Source organism: bacterium, assembly GCA_021372535.1.
Classification (GTDB): Bacteria; Latescibacterota; Latescibacteria; order Latescibacterales; family Latescibacteraceae; genus JAFGMP01.
Map to the genome: position 1 here is coordinate 51,911 of JAJFUH010000050.1, position 22,675 is coordinate 74,585.

Below are 22,675 nucleotides of genomic sequence, written 5' to 3' on the forward strand. Positions count from 1 at the left end.
GATGGTAGTGTGTTATTCCCGTGCGGTGATTTTTTGTATGTGACGGAATATCCCGGCTTCCCTGCCTCTCCTTTTCGCCGTTTCATGAATGAATAAACCGCTGAGAGGTGCGCACAGCATTGAAAAGAACCGTGGATCGGGACATTTGATTGATACCGGCAGCATGTTTGAACATTCAACATCCGGTTTTTCCTCGTCGGTAATGAGGAGTACCCTGCTTCCGTATTGTGCGAGATCCTTCGCCAGATTCACCGTAAGCTCCCATTGATTCACCCGCGAAGCTATACAGACGGCATAGTGGCCGTTCCCGGCCATCTCGATGGGGCCGTGCCTGAAAAGCCCCGCCGAAAGCGCCTCGGTGAATATTCCCGCGCCCTCTTTCAGGGTCAAAGCCCACTGCCGGGCGGTAACGAGGTCGCTTCCCCGGGCTATGAGGTGAAGTGAGTCGAAGCCTCCGAAGAAGCTCACCGCGCTCTGTGCAAGCTCACTGGTCGCTTCGAGTGTATTCTCCATGATATCGGCCGTTTCACGGATTCCCCGGATGACTTTACCCGGCTCTTTCGACAGTATGGACTCGGCAAGCAGGAGCAGCACTGCGAGGGTGTTGGTATATGTCTTTGTGGAAATGGAAGCTTCGTCACCGGCTTGGAGGGGAAGAACGAAATCGGAGTTCATGCCCATGAAACTGGCGGTGTTATTGACAATCGAGACGGTGCTTATCCTGCCTTTCAGCGCCCCGACCGCCTGCTTTGTCTCCGCGCTCTCTCCGGACTGGGAGACCGCGACAAGGAGTTCGTCGCCGTGAAAGCAATCAAGGCCGAAGTGAATGAGTTCCCCGGCGTCGTGGATTTCAATGTCCGGTACGATTCCCGCGAGCTCCCTGACGAGTAAGTACGGAGCATAGAGCGATGTGCCCATTCCGGTGAATACAATCTTTCGCTTCGACCGGGCTGTTTCCGCAACTGCCGTCAGGAGGGAGTACCCCTCGCGAGAACTGTAAAAATCCGCTGCCTTTCTGAGCGCATCGGGCTGCATCCTGATTTCTCTCACAAACCGTGTGTCATCCATATACTGTCTCCTCGATCAGTGCAGCCGCACCGAGTATCGCTGCTCTGCTCGACAGCGCTGCGGGAACAATTTTACGGGGCGCATCCTTACCCCATGACTTTTCGACATTTCTCGCCATACCGTCTCGGAATGCATCGAATGCTTTTGCGATTCCGCCGCCAATGGCGATCCTTTCCGGGTCGAGGGTCGAGAGAATCATGACCATGACCGCACCCACCGTTTCGCCGTAACGGTCGAAAATTTCTCCGGCCTGCTTGTCGCCGTCACGATAACGCTCGTAAAGCGCGGATGGTTCGATGTCGCTTCCGGTGATTGATTTACAGATCGCTTTCAGTCCCCGGAGACCGACCCGGTCCTCGAGCATGAGGCCGTCATTCCATGGAATGTTCCAGATTTCGCCCTCGCCGTATGAGCTTCCCCGGTAGATTTTCCCGTCGACAATAATACCGCACCCGAGCCCTGTTCCGAGTGTGATGCAGATACAGTGACTGCATCCTTTCAGGGCGCCGGCACGGTGTTCTCCGAGGGCCATGCACCGCGCATCGTTCTCGAGAGAGACCGGAACGTGAAAGTGATCCGTGAGGCGTGATTTCAAGGGGTAGCTTTCGAGAGCCGGGATGTTTGCAACGAGGAAAAGCGCATCGCTTTCGGGACCCGCCGGGTTGGGAACACCGATCCCAATGCCCTGTATTCTGTGTCCGTTGGCGACATCTCCGATAAGACCGGCGATGGTTCCGCAGATTTCGTCTGCCGTTCGGTCGGGACAGGTCGGAACGGTTTTTTCGGTAAGTATCTTTGAGTCGGCGACGGCGCCTGCGGTTATCGTCGTTCCGCCGAGATCGACACCGACAAATGTTTTATCTGCCATAAAGTACCCGAGTAAAATAATTACACTATATAGAATGATATATTCCCGTACGGAGATTTGAAAAATTCATCTCCGCAGTTTTGTACGGGTAACGATAATACAATGAGCAGAGGAAATCAAATAAATACCGTTATCAGAATTGACTGTCTTTCCAAAAATACGTATACTGAATCACATTCGGGTATTATTGATGAAATATTCGCTTCCATTATAAGACATGACAAGGATAACTCAATGAAAAGACGTCATTTCGTTGCCGCCGCAGTCATGGCCGGTGCGGTGAAGGTGTCTGTGTCTTCCCCGCTGAACCGTATGCTTTCCGAGAAAGAGGCTGTCCGTGAGGGCAAATCAATCCACGAGAGCATTCTGACACTCGATACCCATGTCGATCTTGAAATAGACCCTGAAAAGGATGTGCTCGATCTAGGCAAACGGCTTGAAAACCGCAAGGTCGATCTCGTCAAGATGCGAGAGGGCGGTCTCGATGCGGTCTTTTTTGCCGTGTGGGTCGGCCAGAAAGAGCTCACGGAGGCAGAGTATGCCGAGGCATATAAAACAGCCCTGCTGCTCTTCGGGGCTATTCACCGCATGTGTGAAGAGTTGAACGGGGACCTCATCGAACTCGCTTTAACACCGGATGATGTGGTCAGGATCAACAAAAAAGGCAAGCTCGTTGCCGCGATAGGTATCGAGAACGGTTTCCCGCTCGGCATGGACATCGCCCGCGTCAAAGAGTTTTATGATCTCGGCGCCCGGTATATAACGCTCACCCATATGGGGTACAATCAATTGGGTGATTCCTCCAATAGATCGAAGGAAATTCCGGCGGAGAAATTCGGCGGCCTGACCGATTTCGGCAAACAGGTCGTCCAGGAGATGAACAGGCTCGGCATGATGGTCGATGTTTCGCATGTTTCAATAAACTCGTTTTACGATGCCCTTTCCGTGTCGAAGGCGCCGGTTATCGCGTCCCATTCGGGCTGCCGCGCCGTGTGTGATGTCGAGCGTAACCTTGACGACGACCAGTTGCGGGCTCTCAAGGGGAACGGCGGTGTCATCCAGGTCGTCGCATACGGGGGCTATGTGAAAAAACCGGCGGAGGAGGCGAACCTTGCAAGTTTCGCGGATCACATCGATCATGCGGTCAATCTCATCGGAATCGATCATGTCGGCATAGGCGCCGATTTTGATGGCGGCGGGGGAATACCCGGGTATAACGATGCCTCTGAATGCATGAATGTCACCGTCGAGCTCGTACGGCGCGGATATTCCCGTGAAGACATCGAAAAAATCTGGGGCGGAAATCTGCTCCGCGTCTGGCGCGAGGTTGAAAAGATCGCGGCGAACGTGCGGGATGAGAGAAAATAGCCCATGCTATTGAATTATAATAGAACGCGGATTGTGCGGATTTACGCTGATATGATATTTTTTTATACATTTTTTGTATCGACAATTGATTGTAGCTCAGGATAGTATTAATAATCGATTATACCGCATTATACTCTTGTGGTTAAATATTTTCATGAATAATCAGGGATCGATATATTTCTGAAAATCGGAGAATCCGTGCTATGAGGAATTCCATTCTCTGCTCCATTACCGTCATCATGACACTTTTGTGTTTATCGGGGAAAGGTATCGAAGCTCAAAGCTGGATACGGATTAACCAGCTCGGGTATCTTCCCGAATCGATTAAGGTTGCCGTATTTGTCAGTAAAAACTCCGCCCGGATTACATCGTTCGATCTCCGCGATGCCCTTACCGGAGAGATTGTCTATGTCCCGAAAACAAGCCCGGCGGAGTATGGGCCCTATGGCGCGTTTTCGAATGGTTATCGTCTCGATTTCTCCGCATTTTCACGGGAAGGGGCATATTATGTCAGCGCTGGCGGCGTGCAGTCTCCCCATTTCAGAATCTCGAACGATGTGTACGACGGTACCGCTGATTATCTCCTCAATTACATGCGCCAGCAGCAGTGCGGGTACAATCCCTGCCTCAGGGATTCCTGCCATACTCATGACGGCTTCATCATCTACCATCCCACACGGGATTCGACCCACATCGATGTAACGGGAGGATGGCACGATGCATCCGATTACCTCCAGTATGTGACCACTTCCGCGAACGCGACATACCAGATGCTGTTTGCATACGAGCAGAATCCCGGATCGTTCGGCGACCGTTTCGACAGGAACGGCGACCCCGGCCCGAACGGTATTCCCGATATTCTCGATGAAGCGAAATGGGGACTTGACTGGCTTGCCAAAATGAATCCGGGCAAGAATATCATGTTCAACCAGATCGCCGATGACCGCGACCACGTTGGATTCCGCCTCCCGTCGCGGGATTCGGCGTTCTACGGCAAGGGGCTCGAACGTCCCGTATATTATATAACCGGGAGTCCTCAGGGCGTTTTCGAGCACAAGAACAGGACGACGGGAATTGCTTCCGCCTCCGGTAAATACGCCTCGGCTTTTGCCCTTGGCTCGAAGCTGCTGAAACAGTACGATCCCGGTTATGCAGAGATGCTCCGTATAAAAGCGGTTGATGCGTACGATTATGGTATGAGGTATCCCGGTGTTTGTCAGACCGCTCCCGGCCGGGCACCTTATTTCTATGAGGAGGACAACTGGACCGATGACATGGAGCTCGCCGCGTACGAGGTCTTTTCGCTGACAGGTGAGGAAAAACACAGAAAAGAAGCGTATGATTACGGCAGGATCGAGCCGGTCACTCCCTGGATGGGTCATGACACCGCCCGTCATTACCAATGGTATCCCTTCGTCAATCTCGGCCATTACCATCTGGCCGGGTCAGGTGACAGTGCGGATGCGCGGGAATCTGCCTCGTTCATGAAGAAGGGTCTCGATGCGGTGTATGAGAAGGGGAGAGGGAATATGTTTCTCATGGGTGTTCCGTACATCTGGTGTTCGAACAACCTCGTGGCGGCTCTTATCACCCAGTGCCGCCTGTATGGCGAGGTAACAGGGGACAGAACCTATGCGGAGATGGAAGCCGCGATGCGGGATTGGCTTTTCGGCTGCAATCCCTGGGGAACAAGCATGATTGTCGGGCTTCCCGCTCACGGGGATTATCCTGAAGACACCCATTCAGCCTTTTCGGCTGTCTATGGTTATCAGGTGTACGGCGGGCTCGTTGACGGCCCCGTGTATGCGTCGATTTTCAACAGCCTGATCGGTATCGAGATGCACGGCGGTGACGAATATTCCGAGTTTCAGTCCGACCTTGCGGTCTATCATGACGATTACGGCGATTACTCGACGAATGAACCAACCATGGATGGCACGGCGAGCCTGACCTATTATCTCTCTGCCATGCAGAAGGACGGGATGAAAAATCGGAGTAATTCGAGTCTTGTGTACGAATATGGTGGAATCGTCCGCACCGACCCGGCCAGGAAAGAGATAAATCTCGTTTTTACCGCGCACGAGTTTGTGGACGGGTACGAAACAATCAGGACGGTGCTCAACAGGCATGGAATCAAGGCGGCGTTTTTCTTCACCGGTGATTTCTACCGTAATAAAAAATTCGCCCCCATCATACGGGCTCTGAAAAAGGACGGGATGTATATCGGCGCCCATTCGGACAAACATATTCTTTATGCTCCATGGGAAAACAGGGATTCGACGCTCGTTGCGAAAGAGGAATTCCTGACCGACCTCAAAGGGAATTATGCCGAAATGGCGAAATTCGGCATAACAAAAGAGGATGCTCCTTATTTCATGCCTCCGTACGAGTGGTACAACGATACTATAAGTTCCTGGTGCAGTGAGTACGGGTTAAAGCTGATAAATTTGACGCCGGAGACCTGGGTGAATCAGGACTGGACGATTCCGGTCGAGGGCGGGCCGTATTACAGCAGCGATGACCTCTACAAACGGCTCATGGATTTCGAGGCGCATGATGCTTCAGGGCTGAACGGCACGATCCTGCTCGTTCATTTCGGCACCGATCCCCGGAGAACCGACAAGTTCTACAACAGGCTCGATTCGCTCATAACCGGGCTTGAAAAAAAGGGATACCGGTTCACCTCGTTGCGTGAAACGATTCGATAGTATCGGGCGTTAAAGAAAAAGGGGATATATACCAAGAGTCAATCATTGAAATAAGACCCGGACGTTCATTTTATATAGTATAGACTCTAAAACAAGTTCAGGGTAACGGATGTATGATCAGTACGTCATGCTGAATTTATTTTAGTATCTATCATCATTGATTCGATATAGTAACATGCATCACCATAACTTGGAATAACATCGTAAAAAGGAAATTTAAGAAATGCGCCAGTTTATTCGTCATCCCTCCGATATACCGATTCACTACGATCTCGAGGATGTCGTTGCCCATAGAAAGGACTATCTGTACAACGTCAGTCATGGTGGCTTGTCCTTTCGGTCAGGAGTCTATATAAAACAGGGGTCCGTAATCAATATCAGCATCCCGATCCGTGAACCGGTTTTTCAGGCCGAGGGTATTGTTGTCTGGTGCCGCAAGAACGGAGATCAGTACGACATCGGCGTTGAATTCAGGGAAACGGATGTTGAATACCGTGTCCGCATGGTAGAACAGGTATGCTATATCGAGGAGTACAAGCAGGAGGTTCTGAAGAAGGAAGGCCGTAAGCTCACCGGCGAGCAGGCCGCCACCGAGTGGATCACAAAATACGCAAAAGACTTCCCCCGTGAATAGTGACACAAAATTTTGTCATTGATTGAAAAATCTGCTATAGCATAATTTTATAATGTAATAGACCCTGAAATAAATTCAGGGTGACATAAGCGCTGTCATGCTGAATTTGTTTCAGCATCTGTCATCAATTATCTATATGTAAAATATAAACCTGCCCGAAACCATCCTGATATTTCATCATTTCTTCGGTGTACACCAGGCTTTCCGTTCTTTCAGGTCACGGCCCGCCAGCCATGTTTTCCCGAATGCGCGGACTTCCACCTCGATTCTGTCTGCACCTGCCTTGACCGTATCGGGCAGTAGCGCCGAAACCTCGGGGATTTCGGTTCCCCTGAACGGGACGAGCAATGTCAGAAAAACGGCAGGCGCTGAGCCGGTATACTCGTAGCACAATGCCTTTCTCGGCAGCCGTGAACCGTACTGCCATGCAAACCAGCCCTCTTCCTCTTTTACGGTAACCGGGGCCGCGGGATTTTCCCAGACGAGCACATTCGCATCGTCGAATGAGGTTACCGCGCGTTTATGGTCCGTATCGACCTGCGCTTTTCCTTCCGCAAGCTGAAAATGGAGCTCCGGCACGCCCTTCATATTCCCGATTGCCTCATCGAGAAGGACGAAAAACGATCTGTCGATGAACCATATCGTCCGGCGGTGGGTGAGGTTTTCATAGGAGCCGTTTTCGACCACCACAACGTCGAAACTCTGCGATGGATACCAGAGGAGTAGCCTTCCGTCCACCTTCGTATCTTTCCCGTCGACCGTCAGAGTCTGGTGTACGCTGGTCTGACGGTGCCATGCCCGTTTATCGGGATCGTGGCCGTACGTGAAAAAGCCCGTATCGGTCATGAGCCACCGTCCGAATGCATACAACTCGAATGTTCCGTTGTCCGGCTGATCATGGCTCGAAATGGCGGGCGGAGAACAGTGGAGAGCGAAATAAATCTGATCGGGCCCCCAGTCGTTCCGCAGTATATACATTCCCGCCTCGGAGAAAGCATAGCTGGTCTGCGCCGGAAGGTGCGCTCTGTCGAGCCGGGCGAGGGCATCGTACTTCGGATCGCCCAAGAGCTCGGTCGCCTCGATGAGCGTACGGTAGAACGGCTGGTGAGAACGGTCGGTGTCGGACGGATAGGGTCTGCTCACATCGCCGAACATCGCCCATCCGAGGTCGGGAGTCGCGACAGCGAAGATGTAGTCGTACATTTTTTTCACCCGGTCGTGATATCGGTCGGAAACGGGTATACCGAACGTTTCAGCGCGCCCCATGATTTCCACTGCATCTCTCAGCACGCCAAGGTGATAACCTCCAGACCATTCACGCTGGACTCCGTCCCCCGTGGTCTGCGCGAGGAGATTTTCCTCTGTCCGCTGCACCGCGAGCTCCATCCATCTCCGGGAATCCCTGAATTCGCGGAACGTATAGGCGACATTGACGAATCCGCGCTGCTCGAAAATGGCCTTGTTGTGAACCACGCCCATAGGCAGAAACTCGGTTTTAATTTCGTGGTCGTACATGCTTGCGAGGAAAACAGCAAGAAATTCAGGAGTGAAAGCCTTTGAATGCACCATGGTTTTAAATACGGTGCACAGGTTCGTCGCACGGATGCCGGTCTGGATGTCGAGCCAGGCAAAACCATGCCACGATGTGTATACCGGGTGGGTTTTCTCATGGTTCTCGAGGGGATGCTTGGCGATCCAGTCGCCTGTAAGATCGACAAACGCCCGTGCATATCGCTCGTCACGGGTTGCCCGGTAGGCATCCGCAAGCGGCAGCGCCCAGTAAAACCGGTACACGGCCGCTACCCATTCGATGTCTCCCCGCGGGTCCCATTCCCAGTTCATGGAATCGCCGTAATCAGCGGCTTCGTAAGGTCCCCACTGGAACACGTGCCGGACTATCTGGTCGGCCTTACTCAGATCGGCTTCTCTGCCGCCCTGCAGGGTATCCGGAAGAGGGTAGAGGTTACGGTAATATGTCAGGAGTCCGGTGAGGGCTGCCTGACGGTTGCCTTTTTCGTAGGCCGTTTTTACCGCTTCGAGCCCCGGCTTGGTCAGGTCAAGCTTCGACAGGATTTCCTCCGGTTTGAGTGCCCGGAGCTTGACCGTGCCGGCGGTTTTCCCCTGAGCCGTTATAACCCGGTGATATGGAAGCATAAGGAACAATGCGGCAAGGATGAATACGCGTAATAGATTCATTGTCGGCTCCTCGGTCAATACATCCGGTTATTTGTTATAAATATCAGCTGTCATGTCGTTGTCTTCGGGGAATATACGGAGTTTTAGGAATATTTGAAATAGATGATTGGATAAAGCACTATAAATGAATGTCAGATAGTTATAGTAATCAGGCGGTTATAAATCATGGAGGATTTTTCATCCTTGCTTCCACAGAGAGAATAATAGAGGTTGCCATAAATCTTATGAATAGATCTGGCTAAAAATCAACGTAAGAAAAAATATGTTTATAGTGAAAATATCTCTTGAATATTATAAAAAAAGGTTTAAATTGGTTATATATAGGGCAAAATACGAGAAATATTCTCTGAATTATTAAAGAGAGAGGTATAAAATGATTATTTCTTTTTCTGTAGAAAATTTTCTTTCTTTCAAGGAAGAAATACATTTTTCGATGATTGCAAATGGAAGAGAGGACCAACACTCTGAGCGTGTTGCAAAATTAAACAACTATAATAAAATGATTTTGCCGGTTTCGGAGTTATTCGGAGGTAATGCCTCTGGAAAATCAAACTTTGTAAAGGCTATTGGTTTTGCACGTGAATATATTCTTTCAGGAATATCTAAAGACCAAAAAATCGAAGTAAAACCATTTAAGCTTAGTTCTGAAACAATGAAAAATCCATCGAAATTTGTTTTTCAGATACTTCTTAATGAAAATATTTATGAATATGGTTTTGAGATAACTTCTGAAGAAGTTAAGCGTGAATGGTTATTTAATATTGGAAAGAAAACATCAAAAAAGATTTATACACGTGAAAAAAATAAATATGATTTTAACTATCCTGCTTGGGGAATAACTAATGGTGTTGCTAATGCAAAACAATATATAGATTTTATTGCAGATAGTACACTTTCAAATAAGCTTTATCTTAGCAATGTAAATGATATAAGAATAGAAGAACATAAAGAGTTAGATATTTTGCAATCAGTATATGATTGGTTTATTCAACTTATAATAATAAGTCCTGAAGCTAGTTATCTTTTTTCAAAAAAATATTCATCAAACAAACAAATGATAGAGTATCTAAGTAACTTGTTACAACAACTAGATACTGGTTTATCATCTTTTGAAATAAATGAAGTTTCGATACCTAAAAAAATTATTGAAAATTCTGAAGGATTCATAGACGCAGACATACTTAAATCTTTTAAAATTGACTTAAAAAGCCTAAGAATAGATAAGAATAAAGATAATTATATTGGACTTCAAAAATTAACAAAACATATTGACGAATCGGGAGACTCTATTGAATTCAGCCTTGGTGAGGAATCCGATGGGACAGAACGTTTGATTGATCTGTTACCTGCTTTTTATCTTCTTTGCAAAAAGAAACTTAATAGAGTTATTATTATTGATGAGTTTAACAGAAGTTTACATCCTTTATTAACCCAAAAATTATTGAAAGCTTATCTGTCATGTTGTAACGAAAATTCAAGGTCTCAGTTGATTTTTACTACTCATGATGTTATGCTTCTGGATCAGATTATATTTCGAAGAGACGAAATATGGTTTACTGAAAGGGATAAGCACGGTGCCACTAAACTATCTTCATTAAGCGATTTCAAAAATGTCAGGAAAGATAAAAGATTACGTAACGACTACCTAATTGGTAGATTTGACGGAATTCCGAATATTGTGCTTCCCTCTAATGCTATGTTATCTATTTCTAAAGACATTGGGCAAAAGAAGGGGAATGATTGATGAGTTCATTTAAAAGACCTCTTTCACGAAGGCGATCTAATAGAGAACAAAAGAAAGTATTTATTATATCGTCAGAAGGTAAGGAAACAGAACCAAAATATTTTAATGAATTCAATTCTGATAATATCCGTATTAAAATAATTGATGAAAGAGTCGGGACAGATCCTAATTCTGTCGTTAAAGCTGCTAAAAACTATAAAAAGAAGGAAGAAGGCAGTTTAAAGAAAGGTGATGAAATATGGGTGGTTGTCGATACTGAGTTATCACCAGAAACAAAAGATATCCAAGCGATACAACTGACTGAAGCAGGAAATCTATGTAAAAAATATGAATTTGGATATGCTGCCAGTAATCCATGTTTTGAGTATTGGTTGCTTCTTCATTTTGAAAAAAAACCAAAACTAAAATGTACCATAAGAATTCAAGATAAGTGTATACATCTTTTGAAAAACCATTATCCCCAATATGATAAAAGTACATATGATCCAAAAAAATTTGTTGATAAAGTAAAGTATGCTATTGAAAATGCAAAAAAGCTTGATCAAACAAGAAATGGATTGTGGCCGGAGAATAATGGTTCAACCGTCTATAAATTAATGGAAAAACTCCTTGAAATACAATGAGATATAGAATATCTTATAATACTTCCAGCCTAAAAAGAGTATTTTTATTCATATATACCTTCCTCAGAATAATTTTTCATTATTTTTCTACACTTACATCCCGTTTTTTTCCTGTCCGGTCAGGGTGATAACCGTAATCTCCGAAGGCTGCCCGATTCTGAAAGGCGGACCCCAGTATCCTGTCCCGCGGCTGATGTATATCCAGGTATTTTCATGGCGGTGGAGTCCATGGGTATAGGGCTGCTGCAAACCCACAAAGAAATTCCAGGGGAAATACTGCCCACCGTGGGTATGCCCGGAGATAAGGATATCGAATCCCGCACGGGCTGCTTTGAAAATACTCCTCGGCTGGTGGGCAAGTAGTATTTTTACATCACTCTGATCTGCGCCCGCCAGAGCGGCTTCGGGACTCGATGTGTGATCGGGGAAAAACCGTCCGCCTTCGTAATCGGTCACTCCCGCCAGGAGAATACGGGCGTTGCCATACCGTATCATTCTGTGTTCGTTGAGAAGGACTGTCATTCCTAATCTCCGTATTTCCTGTATCCATGCCTTGACTCCCGAATAGTATTCATGGTTTCCGGTGACGAAGAAAACGCCGTATGGAGCTGATAAACCGGCAAGCGGCGCCACATCCTCACGGAGTGATTCGACCGTACCGTCCGCAAGGTCGCCGGTGAAAACGATGATATCCGGCGCGAGTTTGTTGACCTCGTCCACGATGGTCTGTACGAACGGCCGTGTGACGGTCTCGCCGACGTGGAAATCGGTAATCTGAACTATCGTGAGTTTTTCGAGGTCCTTATGGAGATTGTGTACGAGCATGGCGACCCTTTTAGTTCCCGGGGTTCGTTTTGCCTCGTAGAGGCCATATCCTGCCAGAACCCCCGTCAAACCGATGATACCCATGTTGAGGGCGTTGACGAGGAAGCGGTGACGGTCGGGATTGTCGGGTACCAAGATTTTTGGGTCATCCTTCACCGTATGCATTACAAAGATGACGATTTTATGGACAGCTTCGCCCAGAAGGAGGGCGATGTCACGGAAAACGAGCAGGGGGAAAATTATGGTGAATAATCCGAGAGTCACATATGCAATCCAGGTAATGATCGTGCTCCAAAAGGGTTTGTACCCGCTCAATCTCAGGAACATGGCGAGGAGCGGCATGAAAATACAGAGCACGAGCGCTGACCAGAGAATAATATTCCACAGAAAGGAAAGATGGAGAGGAATGATGATTCTCCAGCCTACATATCCATAAATCAGCGTAAAAATACCGATTGCAATGATGATAAAAAAAGGCATGAATTACCTCATGGTCCATATCAGAACCGGAAAAAGTGACAGTTTACCGTATATACGCCCCGAAAGGCAGGAGGTTCTGTATCGGCCATGTTTCCCGTTTTTCCTCGATGATCGTCGACCACCGGAGAACCGATTCGTTCCGGTCCTCAAGAAGTTTCACTCCGGGAAAAACATCGGCTATGTACGATGCAAGAGTGTATGCGTCTCCGGGAGCGGTTATCCATATCCGGGCGCCGAGCTTCTCGCTGACAAACCGGGCGGTTATTTCCGCGTCTTCGATCATCTGGAGAAAATAGGGTCTGCCGGTGAGTAACGAGTTATAGATATAGTTGGCCAGAACGCCTGAAATAGGGCTGAAGTACTGCTCTGCGAAATCAATCTTTGCCAGCGAGGGATCATCGATCGAAAGAACCCGGTAAAGCATCGTGTTTTCTCCGAGCCCCCGAAAATCGAATGAAACGACCTGGTATCCGGTATCGAGATACTTCATTACTGTCTGCCAGTCAGATTGCGTGACCTTTCCCCGCGATGTGAACCACAGGAGCACCCGGTCGCCTTTATCGTTCTGACGGCGGATATGGAGGAGAGGTATTGTAAGCCGCCCGCTGTGATGGATAAGGTAATGGTCGATCACCACATCGTTCGTGGTTGTGCTTCCCGTTTTTTCCCATGCGATCGTATCGAGGGGCAGCCTGCCGTCAGAACGGACCACCGGCCATGTCCGTATCCCGGGATAATAATCGCCGTAATAAACCGATTCGAGGCTGACCTTCGGAGACCCTTTACGCTCATGGTAATAGTCCCTGATGATGTCCATGAGGTTCTTGCCGTTCGTAAACTCGGTGAGAACCTGCCCGGAACGTGTACACCACAGCTCCTGATCAGTGAGCACCCGTGTCGAATCGAGCCCCGCGTGCACCGGCATGGCGTTGAACGAATCTATGAAAGCAAACGCTTCGTTCTGATTGTGATCGGAATACTCATGGCTGTGAAAACCTTCGGATATAGCAATTCGCTCCGGAATATCGAATATGTTGTAAAGTGCTGCGATCTCACGGTAGCTCTTGCGTGTTCCCTCGATGGGGAAGAAGTCCTCGATCGCCGCGCTCAGGAACAGTGGCCGCGGAAAGACAAGGAGCATGAGACCCGGATGATCGATGCCCGAGGAAATCATTCGATACACATCCTGTTCAGGATCGCTGTCCGGGTCGACGAATATCCGGTTGTTCATTCTCATCGGCAGGGCAGTGATGTAACACGATGGAGCGACTACTCCGATACGGGTTTCAAGCGCCCCGATGAAGGCGGTCTGGAATCCGCCGCCGCTGCTGCCGGTGAGCGATATCCGTGTGCTGTCAACATCCGGACGGGTATAGAGATAATCGAGGGCGCGGATGCCGTCCCAGACCTCCCACCGGGCAAGGTTCGCCCCTGCAAGATAGGCTGCATTGCCAAGCACCGCATGTTCGCCGCATACCCTGTTGTACCTGCTGTCGGCGCGTCCCTGATCGAAGAACTGACTGCGTTCGCCCTGTCCTATGGGGTCCCAGCAGAGGACGATATACCCTCTTTTTGCGAGACGGCCGCACAGTTTCTGGTATGCGGGATACGATTTCGCTGTCGGGGCATGGCCGCATGCGACAAGCACCGCCGGTCTCCGGACAGTCGGGCCGTCAGGCACATAGACAAGCGATGTGACATGAAAACCAGGCAGGCTTTCAAAAACCAGCTTTTCGATACGGTATCCGTCCATGTTCAACGTGCCGGTTATATGGGGGTTCAACGGTGTTTTAGAATCGGGCAGGCCGCCGATTGCATCGAGAAGGTTCTCGCGGGTTTCGCGCTGAAACTGGAGTAAATCCGCTTCGGTACGGATGGAGGCAAGCCGTGCTCTCCGCAGTTCATCACATTTCCATGCCGTGTCGACCTGATACCGGAGGTATGGTGTGATCCGTTTACCCTCGACCGGCGGCTTCGTGAAAACAGTCAATGCCTCCGGAGCGGGCTGAGCGGAAAGAATACTCGCACAAGACAGCACCGTAAAACAGAAAACCGGGACAATGATTTCCCGTAAATTATAAACGAGTAATCGGGATGTAATCGGCATATAATCTCCTCCATATTAGCTGAAAAAAGGGATTAAGCGATTTATCTTTTCCAAAAATCTGTCTGTGAACATACAAAAGTCCCCGGGAAAAAGAAAACAGTATTTGATAAACGTGCATTGGGGGAATTTTTCCGGTACTGTTTTGATAATCAGGATTTAAAAAGTTTTTTGGAGTGATTCTCATTGATGACAGGTTTTTTTCTTGTATCTTGTACGGAAAGTTGCCTAAATATGTACAGTACGGGATTGCCATGTAATTGAAAATGTATCTCGATTAGTCAAACCTCAAAAATACAGGAATAAAACAATGAACGCTACTGCTGAATATGATGTCATTATTATCGGGTCGGGTCCCGGCGGATATGTGGCGGGAATAAGGGCGGCACAGCTTGGACTGAGAGCCTGCGTTATCGAGAAGGATAAACCGGGCGGGATTTGCCTTAATGTCGGATGCATCCCCACGAAAAGTCTCATACATCAGGCCGGGATTTTTCTGTCCCGCTCGGAGCTGGAACGCATGGGGGTCGCCGTTGACACAGGGGGATTCGATTACCACAGGGTCTATGAGAAATCCAGGAAAGCCGCGGATATGCTGTCGATGGGCGTTCAGTACCTCCTGAAGAAAAACAATGTGCCGCTCATTCATGCGGCTGCACGGATTGTTTCCCCTCGCGCGGTATCTCTCGATGACGGTTCCCGGATCGAGGGGAAAAATATCATTATCGCCACAGGTTCGCGTCCTCTGGAGATTCCGGGTTTTCCATTCGATGAGGATCGTGTTCTCACTTCGACAGGGGCGCTTTTCCTGCAGGAGCTTCCCCGGAGGCTGATCATTCTAGGCGCCGGAGCTGTCGGCTGTGAATTCGCCTATATCATGAATGCGTTCGGCGTCGAGGTCTGTCTTGTCGAAATGATGAACCACATACTTCCCCGTGAGGATGACGAAACCGTCGCCGTGCTCGAACGATCCTTTCGCAGGAAAGGCATATCCGCTCTGACCGGAACCCGCGCACACTCCCTTGAAAAGTCGGGCGGAACGTTATCGGTATCGCTCGAGAACACGGAGGGAAACAAAAAAACCGTCGAGACGGACAAGGTTCTCGTGGTCGCTGGCAGAACTCCCAACACCGATGGTATCGGGCTTGAAGACATCGGAATCGATACCGTGAAGGGATTCATACCTGTGGGGGATTATTACCTGACCGCCGCCGATGGTGTGTTTGCCATCGGCGATGTCGTGTCGACTCCGCTCCTCGCCCATGTCGCATCGAGGGAGGCCGAAATCACCGTGGAGTACATCGCGGGTCTTCATCCCGAGCCGGCACTCGATCCCCTTACGATTCCCTCGGCGGTCTACACCGAGCCCCAGATTGGCAGTTTCGGCATGACCGAATCCGATGCGCAGAGAAACGGTGTTGCTTTTCGGAAAGCCGTTTTCCCTTACAAGGGAAGCGGCAAAGCTGTGGCAATCGAGCGGACGGATGGTTTTGTAAAGGTGCTGTACAACCCGGAGACGAAGGATATTCTTGGCGCTCATATCGTGGGCCATAACGCTACGGAGCTTATCCACGAGCTCCTGCTTGCCAGAGCATCAGGGCTGAAATCGGGTGATATCACTTCGATGATTCATGCCCATCCGACACTTTCTGAAATGGTGCTCGATGTCATGCGTGCTGTCGAGGGGCGTTCCATCAATGTCTGATAGATGAACAGCATGCTGTTCGTGATAGCCCGGATTTATCTGAAAATGCACCTATGGTTCCCGGTTCTGAAGCCCCGGTCTGGCGTCGGGAGTCTCTGGAACACCGTCATTCCCGAATCTTTAATCGGGAATCCATATGCAGCCTGCATACATTTTTCATCCTTCGTTGTGACTATTTATAGTCATGAATGTTATTCATGACTATAGGCAGCCTCTAAAAATATACGCAGGATGAAACTATTCCGGTACTATTGTGTGTATTGTGGTGCTCCTGATCCCCCTGTCCTTCGGACATCCCACTTATTAAGGGGGAACGGTACTGATTGCGCCTCAATGGTTTATACCCCCTTCGATAAGGGGGTCGCCGACAAAGTCGGCGGGGGGATTTACCGGAAAATCTTATACGTACACTGCCGTTCCGGGAAAACAGGCATCATTTTTTATATTTTTAGAGATACCCTATATTTAACCACGAAGACACGAAGATACAAATAAATATATAACATATTATTTATACTGTCATTAACAATTATTAAACGTTAACATCTAAAAGATATAGATAAAAAATAAAAATCCAAGAAAATCCGTCCGATCCGCGAAAATCCGCGCTCTGTTAGATTTTGTGCATAGATCGGGATAGATACATTTACAAAATTCTTCTGGCGAGAGGTAGTTTCCTGATGCCGGTGGCAAGCAGGAAACACAATGACAGTGCTATCGGCGCAACCACGACAAATTTAAGGAGCGGATACAGAGTGATGTTTTTGAGTGCCAGACAAAGAAAAATCAGCACCGGCGCATGAAAGATATACACAGTGTATACACTTGCGGACAGTGCTTTTGCGAGCGGTCCCTGCATATTGCATCTTTTCCGGAACAGGAAGGAAAGACCGGTCACCATTCCCACACATACAAACTGCTCCCACACCGCATAAGAAAAAGACTGCCAGGTCAGACCGCCTATAAAAGACTGAATACCTCCCAGCACGCCACCGACATATATAAGACCGGGGAACAGCCCCAGGAGAATCGCCGTAACGATCAACCACAACCTGCCCTGTTTATCCGTCAGCCGCTCGAACCAGTTACCTCGATACGCAACGATTCCGATAATAAAGAAGCTGATGTACTGTGTAAAATGGGGGAACTGAAGATTGAGCAGTTTGTTTGTCCAGCCGACAGGGAGCCATATGCGGACGATAAACGAGATGATTCCTATGGTCAGCGCAAAGACAGCCATCGCCATATTTCCCGGCACATCGGTATTTTTACGCGGCTGGGAGGCGGGGGATTTCGTCACCAGCCGCCACAGACCATAGAGTACGGCAAAGATCAACAGAGTTTCCACGAACCACAGAGGTCCCACACCAAGTGATCGGGCGTTTCTGACATAATCGCCGATAAATTTCAGGAAAGGGCGGCCTTTTCCCCATAGGGTGTAAATGAGAACGGGTTCTATCACAATGATTTGAAATAAGAGGGGGATTCCCAGCCGCAAGAACCGTCCCCTGAGAAACGATCCGGCGCCTTTACGGTCATACGATGCGGGAGTAAAATAAGCGGAAATCATGAAAAAGAAACCCAGGGCAAATGCCTGTACCGTTGCATTATATAATATGTACACGAGCCTTGACAGGGTGTCCGTATCGTCGAACCTGACCTCATTATAGTACCAGCCGCCGGGTGCGCCATAGGTTATTGCAAGATGCAGAAGAACGATGAGTGAAATAAGCAGAATCCGTATGTTATCGATGTACGCCAAGTGAGGTTTAGTGTCTGCTGTCATAAATACTCCGTTTTGGGGGTTGTTTTTTTTATTCTCTTTCAACTTTATGTCATATGAGACGGATTCTCAACCTGAATAATTCCCGAAAAGTGAACATTTATTTTAAAAAATGAACGATGTACGGGCAATAAAAAACCATATTCATGATATGAATGCGTAAAATAGTATTTTTTCGTGATCTGATTTTCGACAGCTTGTATCCATCCATTTTCTGATTTGTATTAATCGATTGTAATATAATCAGTTCGTCATGGAATCATCCTTCCTGTTCCATTTCCTGCCTTCTATTGCAGTTGCTGCCATAATAATGGTACGCAGCATCTTTCTTTTTATTCAAATACAATCATGTAAATCATGTCAAATATAGTTTTTTCTTTACATGACATGATTAAAGGGTATGACAGCACTCCTGACCCATTTTCTGCCTTTATTATCAGCTATAATAACCGCATCTGCTTTTTCCCCAACTAAATACAATCATATTAATCATGTCATAATATGTTTTCTCTGTAACCTTTTCGGAATGATTCTGTTGTCATAAGTGAAAGTGGATAAAAGAGCAGAAGGAGGAAATCATGAAATTGAAAGCATTGATAATCGCCGCGGGAATAGTCTGGATTAGTTTGATATACCTGATGGTTATCACCTCGGCCGGAAACCTGCTCGCCACAATAGCCTGAAACGCCTGTCATCCGGTGAAAAACCCCCCCATCGGGTGTCTTTTTTGTTCTCTCCGACATGAAAAATCCGCATTTTCTCCTCAGAATGTTTTGTATTGAATGACCCTTCCGAAGTCGAATATTTTTATAACCAGATAAAAAAATGCTTGACAATGTGGTAATACTGTATATATTGAGTAAGCACAGTAAATACAAACCGTCGAAGTCAACATTGTTCAAGATGATGAAAACACGGTAACGGCTCAATCATAGAGAGAGGTGCTTATGTTACTCAATTTAACCGATCTGTCTTCTGAACCTCTTCAGCAGCAGATTATAAGGCAGATCAGAGCGAAAATCCTTATCGGCGAGTTGCCTGCCGGAGCCGACCTGCCCTCGATACGGGCGTTTGCGCGGGAACATCATATCAGTGTGATCACCGTGCAGCGCGCTTATGAAGAGCTCGTCCGTCAGGAGCTCATTCATTCACGGCGAGGTAAGGGTTTCTTTGTTTCCGATCTCGGAAAAAACAGGAAAAAGGAAATGGCGTTGCAGCGAATCCATGAAAATCTTGAACCGCTTATTATCGAAGCGCTGGCGGACGGACTTACATATAAGGAATTGACCGGAATTGTTGATTGGATATTACAAAAAAATACATCGGCCATGAAGGGAGTTGATAGCGATGAATAAAGCCTTTCAGTGTATCGATACCATCAAGAAATATCCCGGATTTCAGCTCGGGCCGCTCAATCTCGAGCTTGAGCCCGGCATGGTTCTCGGATTTATCGGTCCGAACGGCTCGGGTAAATCGACAACACTCCACTGTCTTGTCGGTCTGGTGAAGACGGATGGCGGGCGCATCGAAATCTTCGGACGTCCCAATGATCCCCGGAAACCGGACTGGAAATACGATATCGGGTATGTCGGTGATGAGCACGTATTTTATGAGAAGTGGTCGGGGGAGAAGAACCTGAAGTTTATTGCACAGTTTTATCCTGACTGGTCGGACGAGGTTGCGGCGAATCTGGCGCGGCGGTTCGATATACCGCTCAACAAACCGGCGAAAGAGCTCTCGCGCGGCAACCGCGTCAAGCTGTCCCTGATTGCCGCTCTTGCCCACTCACCGAAGCTCCTGCTTTTCGACGAGCCGACTTCCGGTCTCGATCCTGTAGTGAGAAGCGAAGTGCTCGATGTGCTGTTTGAGATGATGGAAACCGGCGAACGCGCCATTTTCTACTCCACGCACATTCTCTCGGATATAAGCAGGCTTGCGGACGAGCTTGCATTCGTCATAAACGGCAGGGTTGTTCTGAGAACCGCCAAGGATGACCTTACCGACCGGTGGCGCTCCATATCGTTCAGGCTTGCGGAGGAGCATGTCCGGTTCGATGCGACAGTGAGCATTCATAAGTCCGGCAGCGATCACCATGTGGTCAGCTATGACAGCGAAGCCACACTTAGTCAGCTCAGGGCTCTCGGCGCGCAGAATATCATGGAAAATCGCATGAGCATCGATGAAATTGCCGTTCAGATTCTTAAGGAGGAGAAAAACCATGATTCGGATTCTTAAAGGTGAGCTCAAATATCATTATAAATTTGTACTTATATTTACCATTATAATGAATATCTGGCTTGTTATCGCATTTTTTAAAAGTGGAGGGGACAGCGATCCTCTGAAGGATGTTGTCGGTGTTATGACACTGGCTGAGGTCGTGTTGGCCCTGTGCGCCATATCGCTGTTTGTCGACCGATTCAGAACAGGACGGGACCGTCTGCTTGTCCTGCTGCCCGTTTCTGTGCGGGATGTCGGCATCGCACGGTTCATGATCGTTCCGGTTTTCTGGATCATGATTGCAGCGCTGTACTGCCTGACACTCATGACAGTCATGCATATAACCTCACTGAGCTCGATATTCCTGACGTTCATGGTCATGAGCGGAGTCGTTCTTTTCTTCTATTCTCTCTATCTCATAAGCTATGACCTGTGCGCTGTACTGGTGAGGAAATACAGGGTATTCGGCATATATAACGATCAGATTCCCGGTGTTCTCCTGGGAATTTTTAACGCTGTTCTTCTGGTATATTTTGTGGTATTTTCGGTGCCTTATTTCGGTTTAAATTCACCGCACAGGGATTACCTGGTCAGGGCGCTGTTCACGTACACCGGGGCATCAATCTTTGTGCTGGTGGGAATCTGTCTGTCAATTATGAGCATTGTCCTCTTCGAAAAGCGGAGGACATACCGGGAGTAGAGGAAAAACACGTTACGATAGAGTGTCATTCCCGTGAAAGACGTCACCCTCGAATCGTTAATCGGGACGGGAATCCATCATCTCATGCTATGACAGAGCGATGTTAATACTGGATTCCCAATTCACTTCGTTCTTGGGAATGACAACCCTCGCACAATATATTAGCGATTATGAGTTGATTGAATGACCAAAAAATTATTTGAAATCATCATATTTTTTCACATTATTGAAAAACTATCCATAAACTTATAGCACATCCGGGGAGTCGGGAATGACAGATTCAGCCCGTGGAATCTATATGACCAGACGGCTTGGAATTTTCACCGCCACAGCCATTGTGGTGGCGAACATGATCGGCACCGGAATTTTTACGACCTCTGGCATCATGGCTTCCATGCTTCCCGGTCCCGGCTGGGTGATTGTCTGCTGGCTGGCTGGCGGTCTGATTGCGGTGTCCGGCGCTCTCTGCTATGCGGAGCTGGCGACCCGTATGCCCGAAGAGGGCGGAGAGTATTTCTATCTCAACAGGCTTTATCATCCGGTGCTGGGCTTTCTTACCGGATGGACGAGCTTTATTGTCGGTTTTTCGGCGCCGATAGCCGCATCGGCGATGGCATGTTCGGCGTATATTTATGCAGGACTTCATACAGGCGATATGCCCGGCGGCGATACGCAGATCGATCTTGTCAAAAAGGTGACAGCAGCTGCGATAATCGTGGTTTTTACCCTCGTCCATTACCTTGGGCATCGCCCCGGCTCGATCGTTCAGAATTTTCTGACTGTCCTGAAAATAACCATCATATCCGGACTGGCGCTTGCCGGGGTCGTACTCGGCGGCGGTTCGCTGTCGAACCTTTCACATCAGGCCGGCGGCGGTTCCGGCGGTATGGCGGTTGGAACAGCCATGATGCTCGTAATGTTCGCATACAGCGGCTGGAACGCGAGCGCATACATCGCCGGGGAGATCAAAGAGCCCCGCAAAACGCTTCCCGTTTCTCTGATTCTCGGAACAGTGATCGTAATCATCCTCTATCTTGCGGTCAATATCTTCATTTTTTATGCGGTTCCCTACAACGAAATGCAGGGGGTTATCACCGTTGTCGAACATGCCGCCGTCAGAGCATTCGGTGAATGGATGGGGGACGTTCTCAGCATATTGATCGGAATTGCCCTTCTTTCTTCGCTGAGCGCGTTCATCCTGATCGGGCCGAGAGTATACTTCGCCATGGCGCGGGACGGGCTGTTTTTCCGTTTTGCCTCACGGGTACATCCGCGCTACGGTGTTCCCGGTACCTCGATACTTATTCAGGGATTACTTGCCGTGATCATGGTAATGATTGGCACGTTCGAGCAGCTCCTCGTGTATCTCGGTTTTGCCCTGAGCATATTCCCATGGCTTGCTGTGGCGGGGGTGTTCATTGCGCGAAAGAAACATATCGGTGACGGTATGGCGGTTAAAGTGCGGGGATATCCCGTTGTCCCGGTTTTTTATCTCGCAAGCAGCCTCGGCCTCATGGTTGTCGCGTATATCAACAGGCCGTTCGAGTCCTCGGTCGCGATTGCTACGGTGCTCCTGGGACTACCCTGCTATTATCTCTGGATTAAAGGTTTACGCGGATTAAAGTCTTAATCTCAGTCTTCTCTCTCTTTTT

16 protein-coding genes are annotated in these 22,675 nt (G+C 48.5%); 10 read left to right on the forward strand and 6 right to left on the reverse strand.

All coding sequences use genetic code 11. The annotated features are described in order from the left end of the window. Positions 1–12 precede the first annotated feature (12 nt). Both LLG96_05585 and LLG96_05590 read right to left on the reverse strand, forming a co-directional pair. Entirely contained in the window at positions 13–1,068 is a 1,056-nt protein-coding gene (locus LLG96_05585; protein ID MCE5249674.1) for an SIS domain-containing protein, read from the reverse strand. Beyond that, a complete protein-coding gene (locus LLG96_05590) occupies positions 1,061–1,936 on the reverse strand; it encodes an ROK family protein (protein ID MCE5249675.1) in 876 nt (291 codons plus the stop codon). Before LLG96_05590 ends, LLG96_05585 begins: the two co-directional genes overlap by 8 nt. Before the next feature lie 234 nt (positions 1,937–2,170). Here LLG96_05590 and LLG96_05595 point away from each other — a divergent pair, with 234 nt between their 5' ends. The 3 genes from LLG96_05595 (at position 2,171) to LLG96_05605 (ending at position 6,646) form a co-directional block, all read left to right on the forward strand. Beyond that, positions 2,171–3,304: a dipeptidase gene (locus LLG96_05595; protein MCE5249676.1), complete on the forward strand. Its 1,134-nt coding sequence runs from the start codon at positions 2,171–2,173 to the stop codon at positions 3,302–3,304. Between the two features lie 203 nt (positions 3,305–3,507). Next, positions 3,508–6,012 (forward strand): glycoside hydrolase family 9 protein, encoded by a 2,505-nt coding sequence (locus tag LLG96_05600; protein ID MCE5249677.1) that lies wholly within the window; start codon positions 3,508–3,510, stop codon positions 6,010–6,012. Between the two features lie 223 nt (positions 6,013–6,235). Then, positions 6,236–6,646: a PilZ domain-containing protein gene (locus tag LLG96_05605; GenBank protein MCE5249678.1), complete on the forward strand. Its 411-nt coding sequence runs from the start codon at positions 6,236–6,238 to the stop codon at positions 6,644–6,646. Positions 6,647–6,823: 177 nt separating this feature from the next. Here the strand turns inward: LLG96_05605 and LLG96_05610 are convergent, their stop codons facing one another. Next, positions 6,824–8,842 carry a heparinase II/III family protein gene (locus LLG96_05610; GenBank protein MCE5249679.1) on the reverse strand — a complete coding sequence of 673 codons (2,019 nt, stop codon included), beginning with the start codon at positions 8,840–8,842 and terminating at the stop codon, positions 6,824–6,826. Between the two features lie 373 nt (positions 8,843–9,215). Here LLG96_05610 and LLG96_05615 point away from each other — a divergent pair, with 373 nt between their 5' ends. Together LLG96_05615 and LLG96_05620 are read left to right on the forward strand one after the other, a co-directional pair. Further along, a complete protein-coding gene (locus LLG96_05615; GenBank protein MCE5249680.1) occupies positions 9,216–10,586 on the forward strand; it encodes an ATP-binding protein in 1,371 nt (456 codons plus the stop codon). After that, complete coding sequence (locus LLG96_05620) at positions 10,586–11,209, forward strand: RloB family protein (protein ID MCE5249681.1); 624 nt, start codon at positions 10,586–10,588, stop codon at positions 11,207–11,209. Before LLG96_05615 ends, LLG96_05620 begins: the two co-directional genes overlap by 1 nt. A gap of 93 nt (positions 11,210–11,302) precedes the next feature. Here LLG96_05620 and LLG96_05625 read toward each other — a convergent pair whose 3' ends face one another. Further along, positions 11,303–12,514 (reverse strand): metallophosphoesterase, encoded by a 1,212-nt coding sequence (locus tag LLG96_05625; protein MCE5249682.1) that lies wholly within the window; start codon positions 12,512–12,514, stop codon positions 11,303–11,305. Between the two features lie 43 nt (positions 12,515–12,557). Next, complete coding sequence (locus LLG96_05630; GenBank protein ID MCE5249683.1) at positions 12,558–14,621, reverse strand: alpha/beta hydrolase family protein; 2,064 nt, start codon at positions 14,619–14,621, stop codon at positions 12,558–12,560. Positions 14,622–14,928: 307 nt separating this feature from the next. Between LLG96_05630 and lpdA the strand changes: the two genes are divergently transcribed. After that, a complete protein-coding gene (lpdA, locus tag LLG96_05635; protein ID MCE5249684.1) occupies positions 14,929–16,323 on the forward strand; it encodes a dihydrolipoyl dehydrogenase in 1,395 nt (464 codons plus the stop codon). Between the two features lie 646 nt (positions 16,324–16,969). Here lpdA and LLG96_05640 read toward each other — a convergent pair. Beyond that, entirely contained in the window at positions 16,970–18,109 is a 1,140-nt protein-coding gene (locus tag LLG96_05640) for an acyltransferase family protein (GenBank protein ID MCE5249685.1), read from the reverse strand. Positions 18,110–19,053: 944 nt separating this feature from the next. Here LLG96_05640 and LLG96_05645 point away from each other — a divergent pair. The 4 genes from LLG96_05645 (at position 19,054) to LLG96_05660 (ending at position 22,653) form a co-directional block, all read left to right on the forward strand. Further along, positions 19,054–19,461: a GntR family transcriptional regulator gene (locus LLG96_05645; protein ID MCE5249686.1), complete on the forward strand. Its 408-nt coding sequence runs from the start codon at positions 19,054–19,056 to the stop codon at positions 19,459–19,461. Next, entirely contained in the window at positions 19,454–20,341 is an 888-nt protein-coding gene (locus tag LLG96_05650; GenBank protein ID MCE5249687.1) for an ABC transporter ATP-binding protein, read from the forward strand. The genes LLG96_05645 and LLG96_05650 overlap by 8 nt, the downstream gene beginning before the upstream one ends. After that, positions 20,325–21,023, forward strand: coding sequence for a hypothetical protein (locus LLG96_05655; protein MCE5249688.1), 699 nt, complete (start codon positions 20,325–20,327; stop codon positions 21,021–21,023). Before LLG96_05650 ends, LLG96_05655 begins: the two co-directional genes overlap by 17 nt. A gap of 271 nt (positions 21,024–21,294) precedes the next feature. Continuing rightward, complete coding sequence (locus tag LLG96_05660) at positions 21,295–22,653, forward strand: amino acid permease (protein ID MCE5249689.1); 1,359 nt, start codon at positions 21,295–21,297, stop codon at positions 22,651–22,653. The last annotated feature ends 22 nt before the right edge of the window (positions 22,654–22,675 follow it).

Bases quoted from the DNA above. Each gene is read 5' to 3' on its own strand.
- LLG96_05585 (MCE5249674.1), bottom strand. From the start codon at position 1,068: ATGGATGACACACGGTTTGTGAGAGAAATCAGGATGCAGCCCGATGCG.
- LLG96_05590 (MCE5249675.1), bottom strand. From the start codon at position 1,936: ATGGCAGATAAAACATTTGTCGGTGTCGATCTCGGCGGAACGACGATA.
- LLG96_05595 (MCE5249676.1), top strand. From the start codon at position 2,171: ATGAAAAGACGTCATTTCGTTGCCGCCGCAGTCATGGCCGGTGCGGTG.
- LLG96_05600 (MCE5249677.1), top strand. From the start codon at position 3,508: ATGAGGAATTCCATTCTCTGCTCCATTACCGTCATCATGACACTTTTG.
- LLG96_05605 (MCE5249678.1), top strand. From the start codon at position 6,236: ATGCGCCAGTTTATTCGTCATCCCTCCGATATACCGATTCACTACGAT.
- LLG96_05610 (MCE5249679.1), bottom strand. From the start codon at position 8,842: ATGAATCTATTACGCGTATTCATCCTTGCCGCATTGTTCCTTATGCTT.
- LLG96_05615 (MCE5249680.1), top strand. From the start codon at position 9,216: ATGATTATTTCTTTTTCTGTAGAAAATTTTCTTTCTTTCAAGGAAGAA.
- LLG96_05620 (MCE5249681.1), top strand. From the start codon at position 10,586: ATGAGTTCATTTAAAAGACCTCTTTCACGAAGGCGATCTAATAGAGAA.
- LLG96_05625 (MCE5249682.1), bottom strand. From the start codon at position 12,514: ATGCCTTTTTTTATCATCATTGCAATCGGTATTTTTACGCTGATTTAT.
- LLG96_05630 (MCE5249683.1), bottom strand. From the start codon at position 14,621: ATGCCGATTACATCCCGATTACTCGTTTATAATTTACGGGAAATCATT.
- lpdA (MCE5249684.1), top strand. From the start codon at position 14,929: ATGAACGCTACTGCTGAATATGATGTCATTATTATCGGGTCGGGTCCC.
- LLG96_05640 (MCE5249685.1), bottom strand. From the start codon at position 18,109: ATGACAGCAGACACTAAACCTCACTTGGCGTACATCGATAACATACGG.
- LLG96_05645 (MCE5249686.1), top strand. From the start codon at position 19,054: ATGTTACTCAATTTAACCGATCTGTCTTCTGAACCTCTTCAGCAGCAG.
- LLG96_05650 (MCE5249687.1), top strand. From the start codon at position 19,454: ATGAATAAAGCCTTTCAGTGTATCGATACCATCAAGAAATATCCCGGA.
- LLG96_05655 (MCE5249688.1), top strand. From the start codon at position 20,325: ATGATTCGGATTCTTAAAGGTGAGCTCAAATATCATTATAAATTTGTA.
- LLG96_05660 (MCE5249689.1), top strand. From the start codon at position 21,295: ATGACAGATTCAGCCCGTGGAATCTATATGACCAGACGGCTTGGAATT.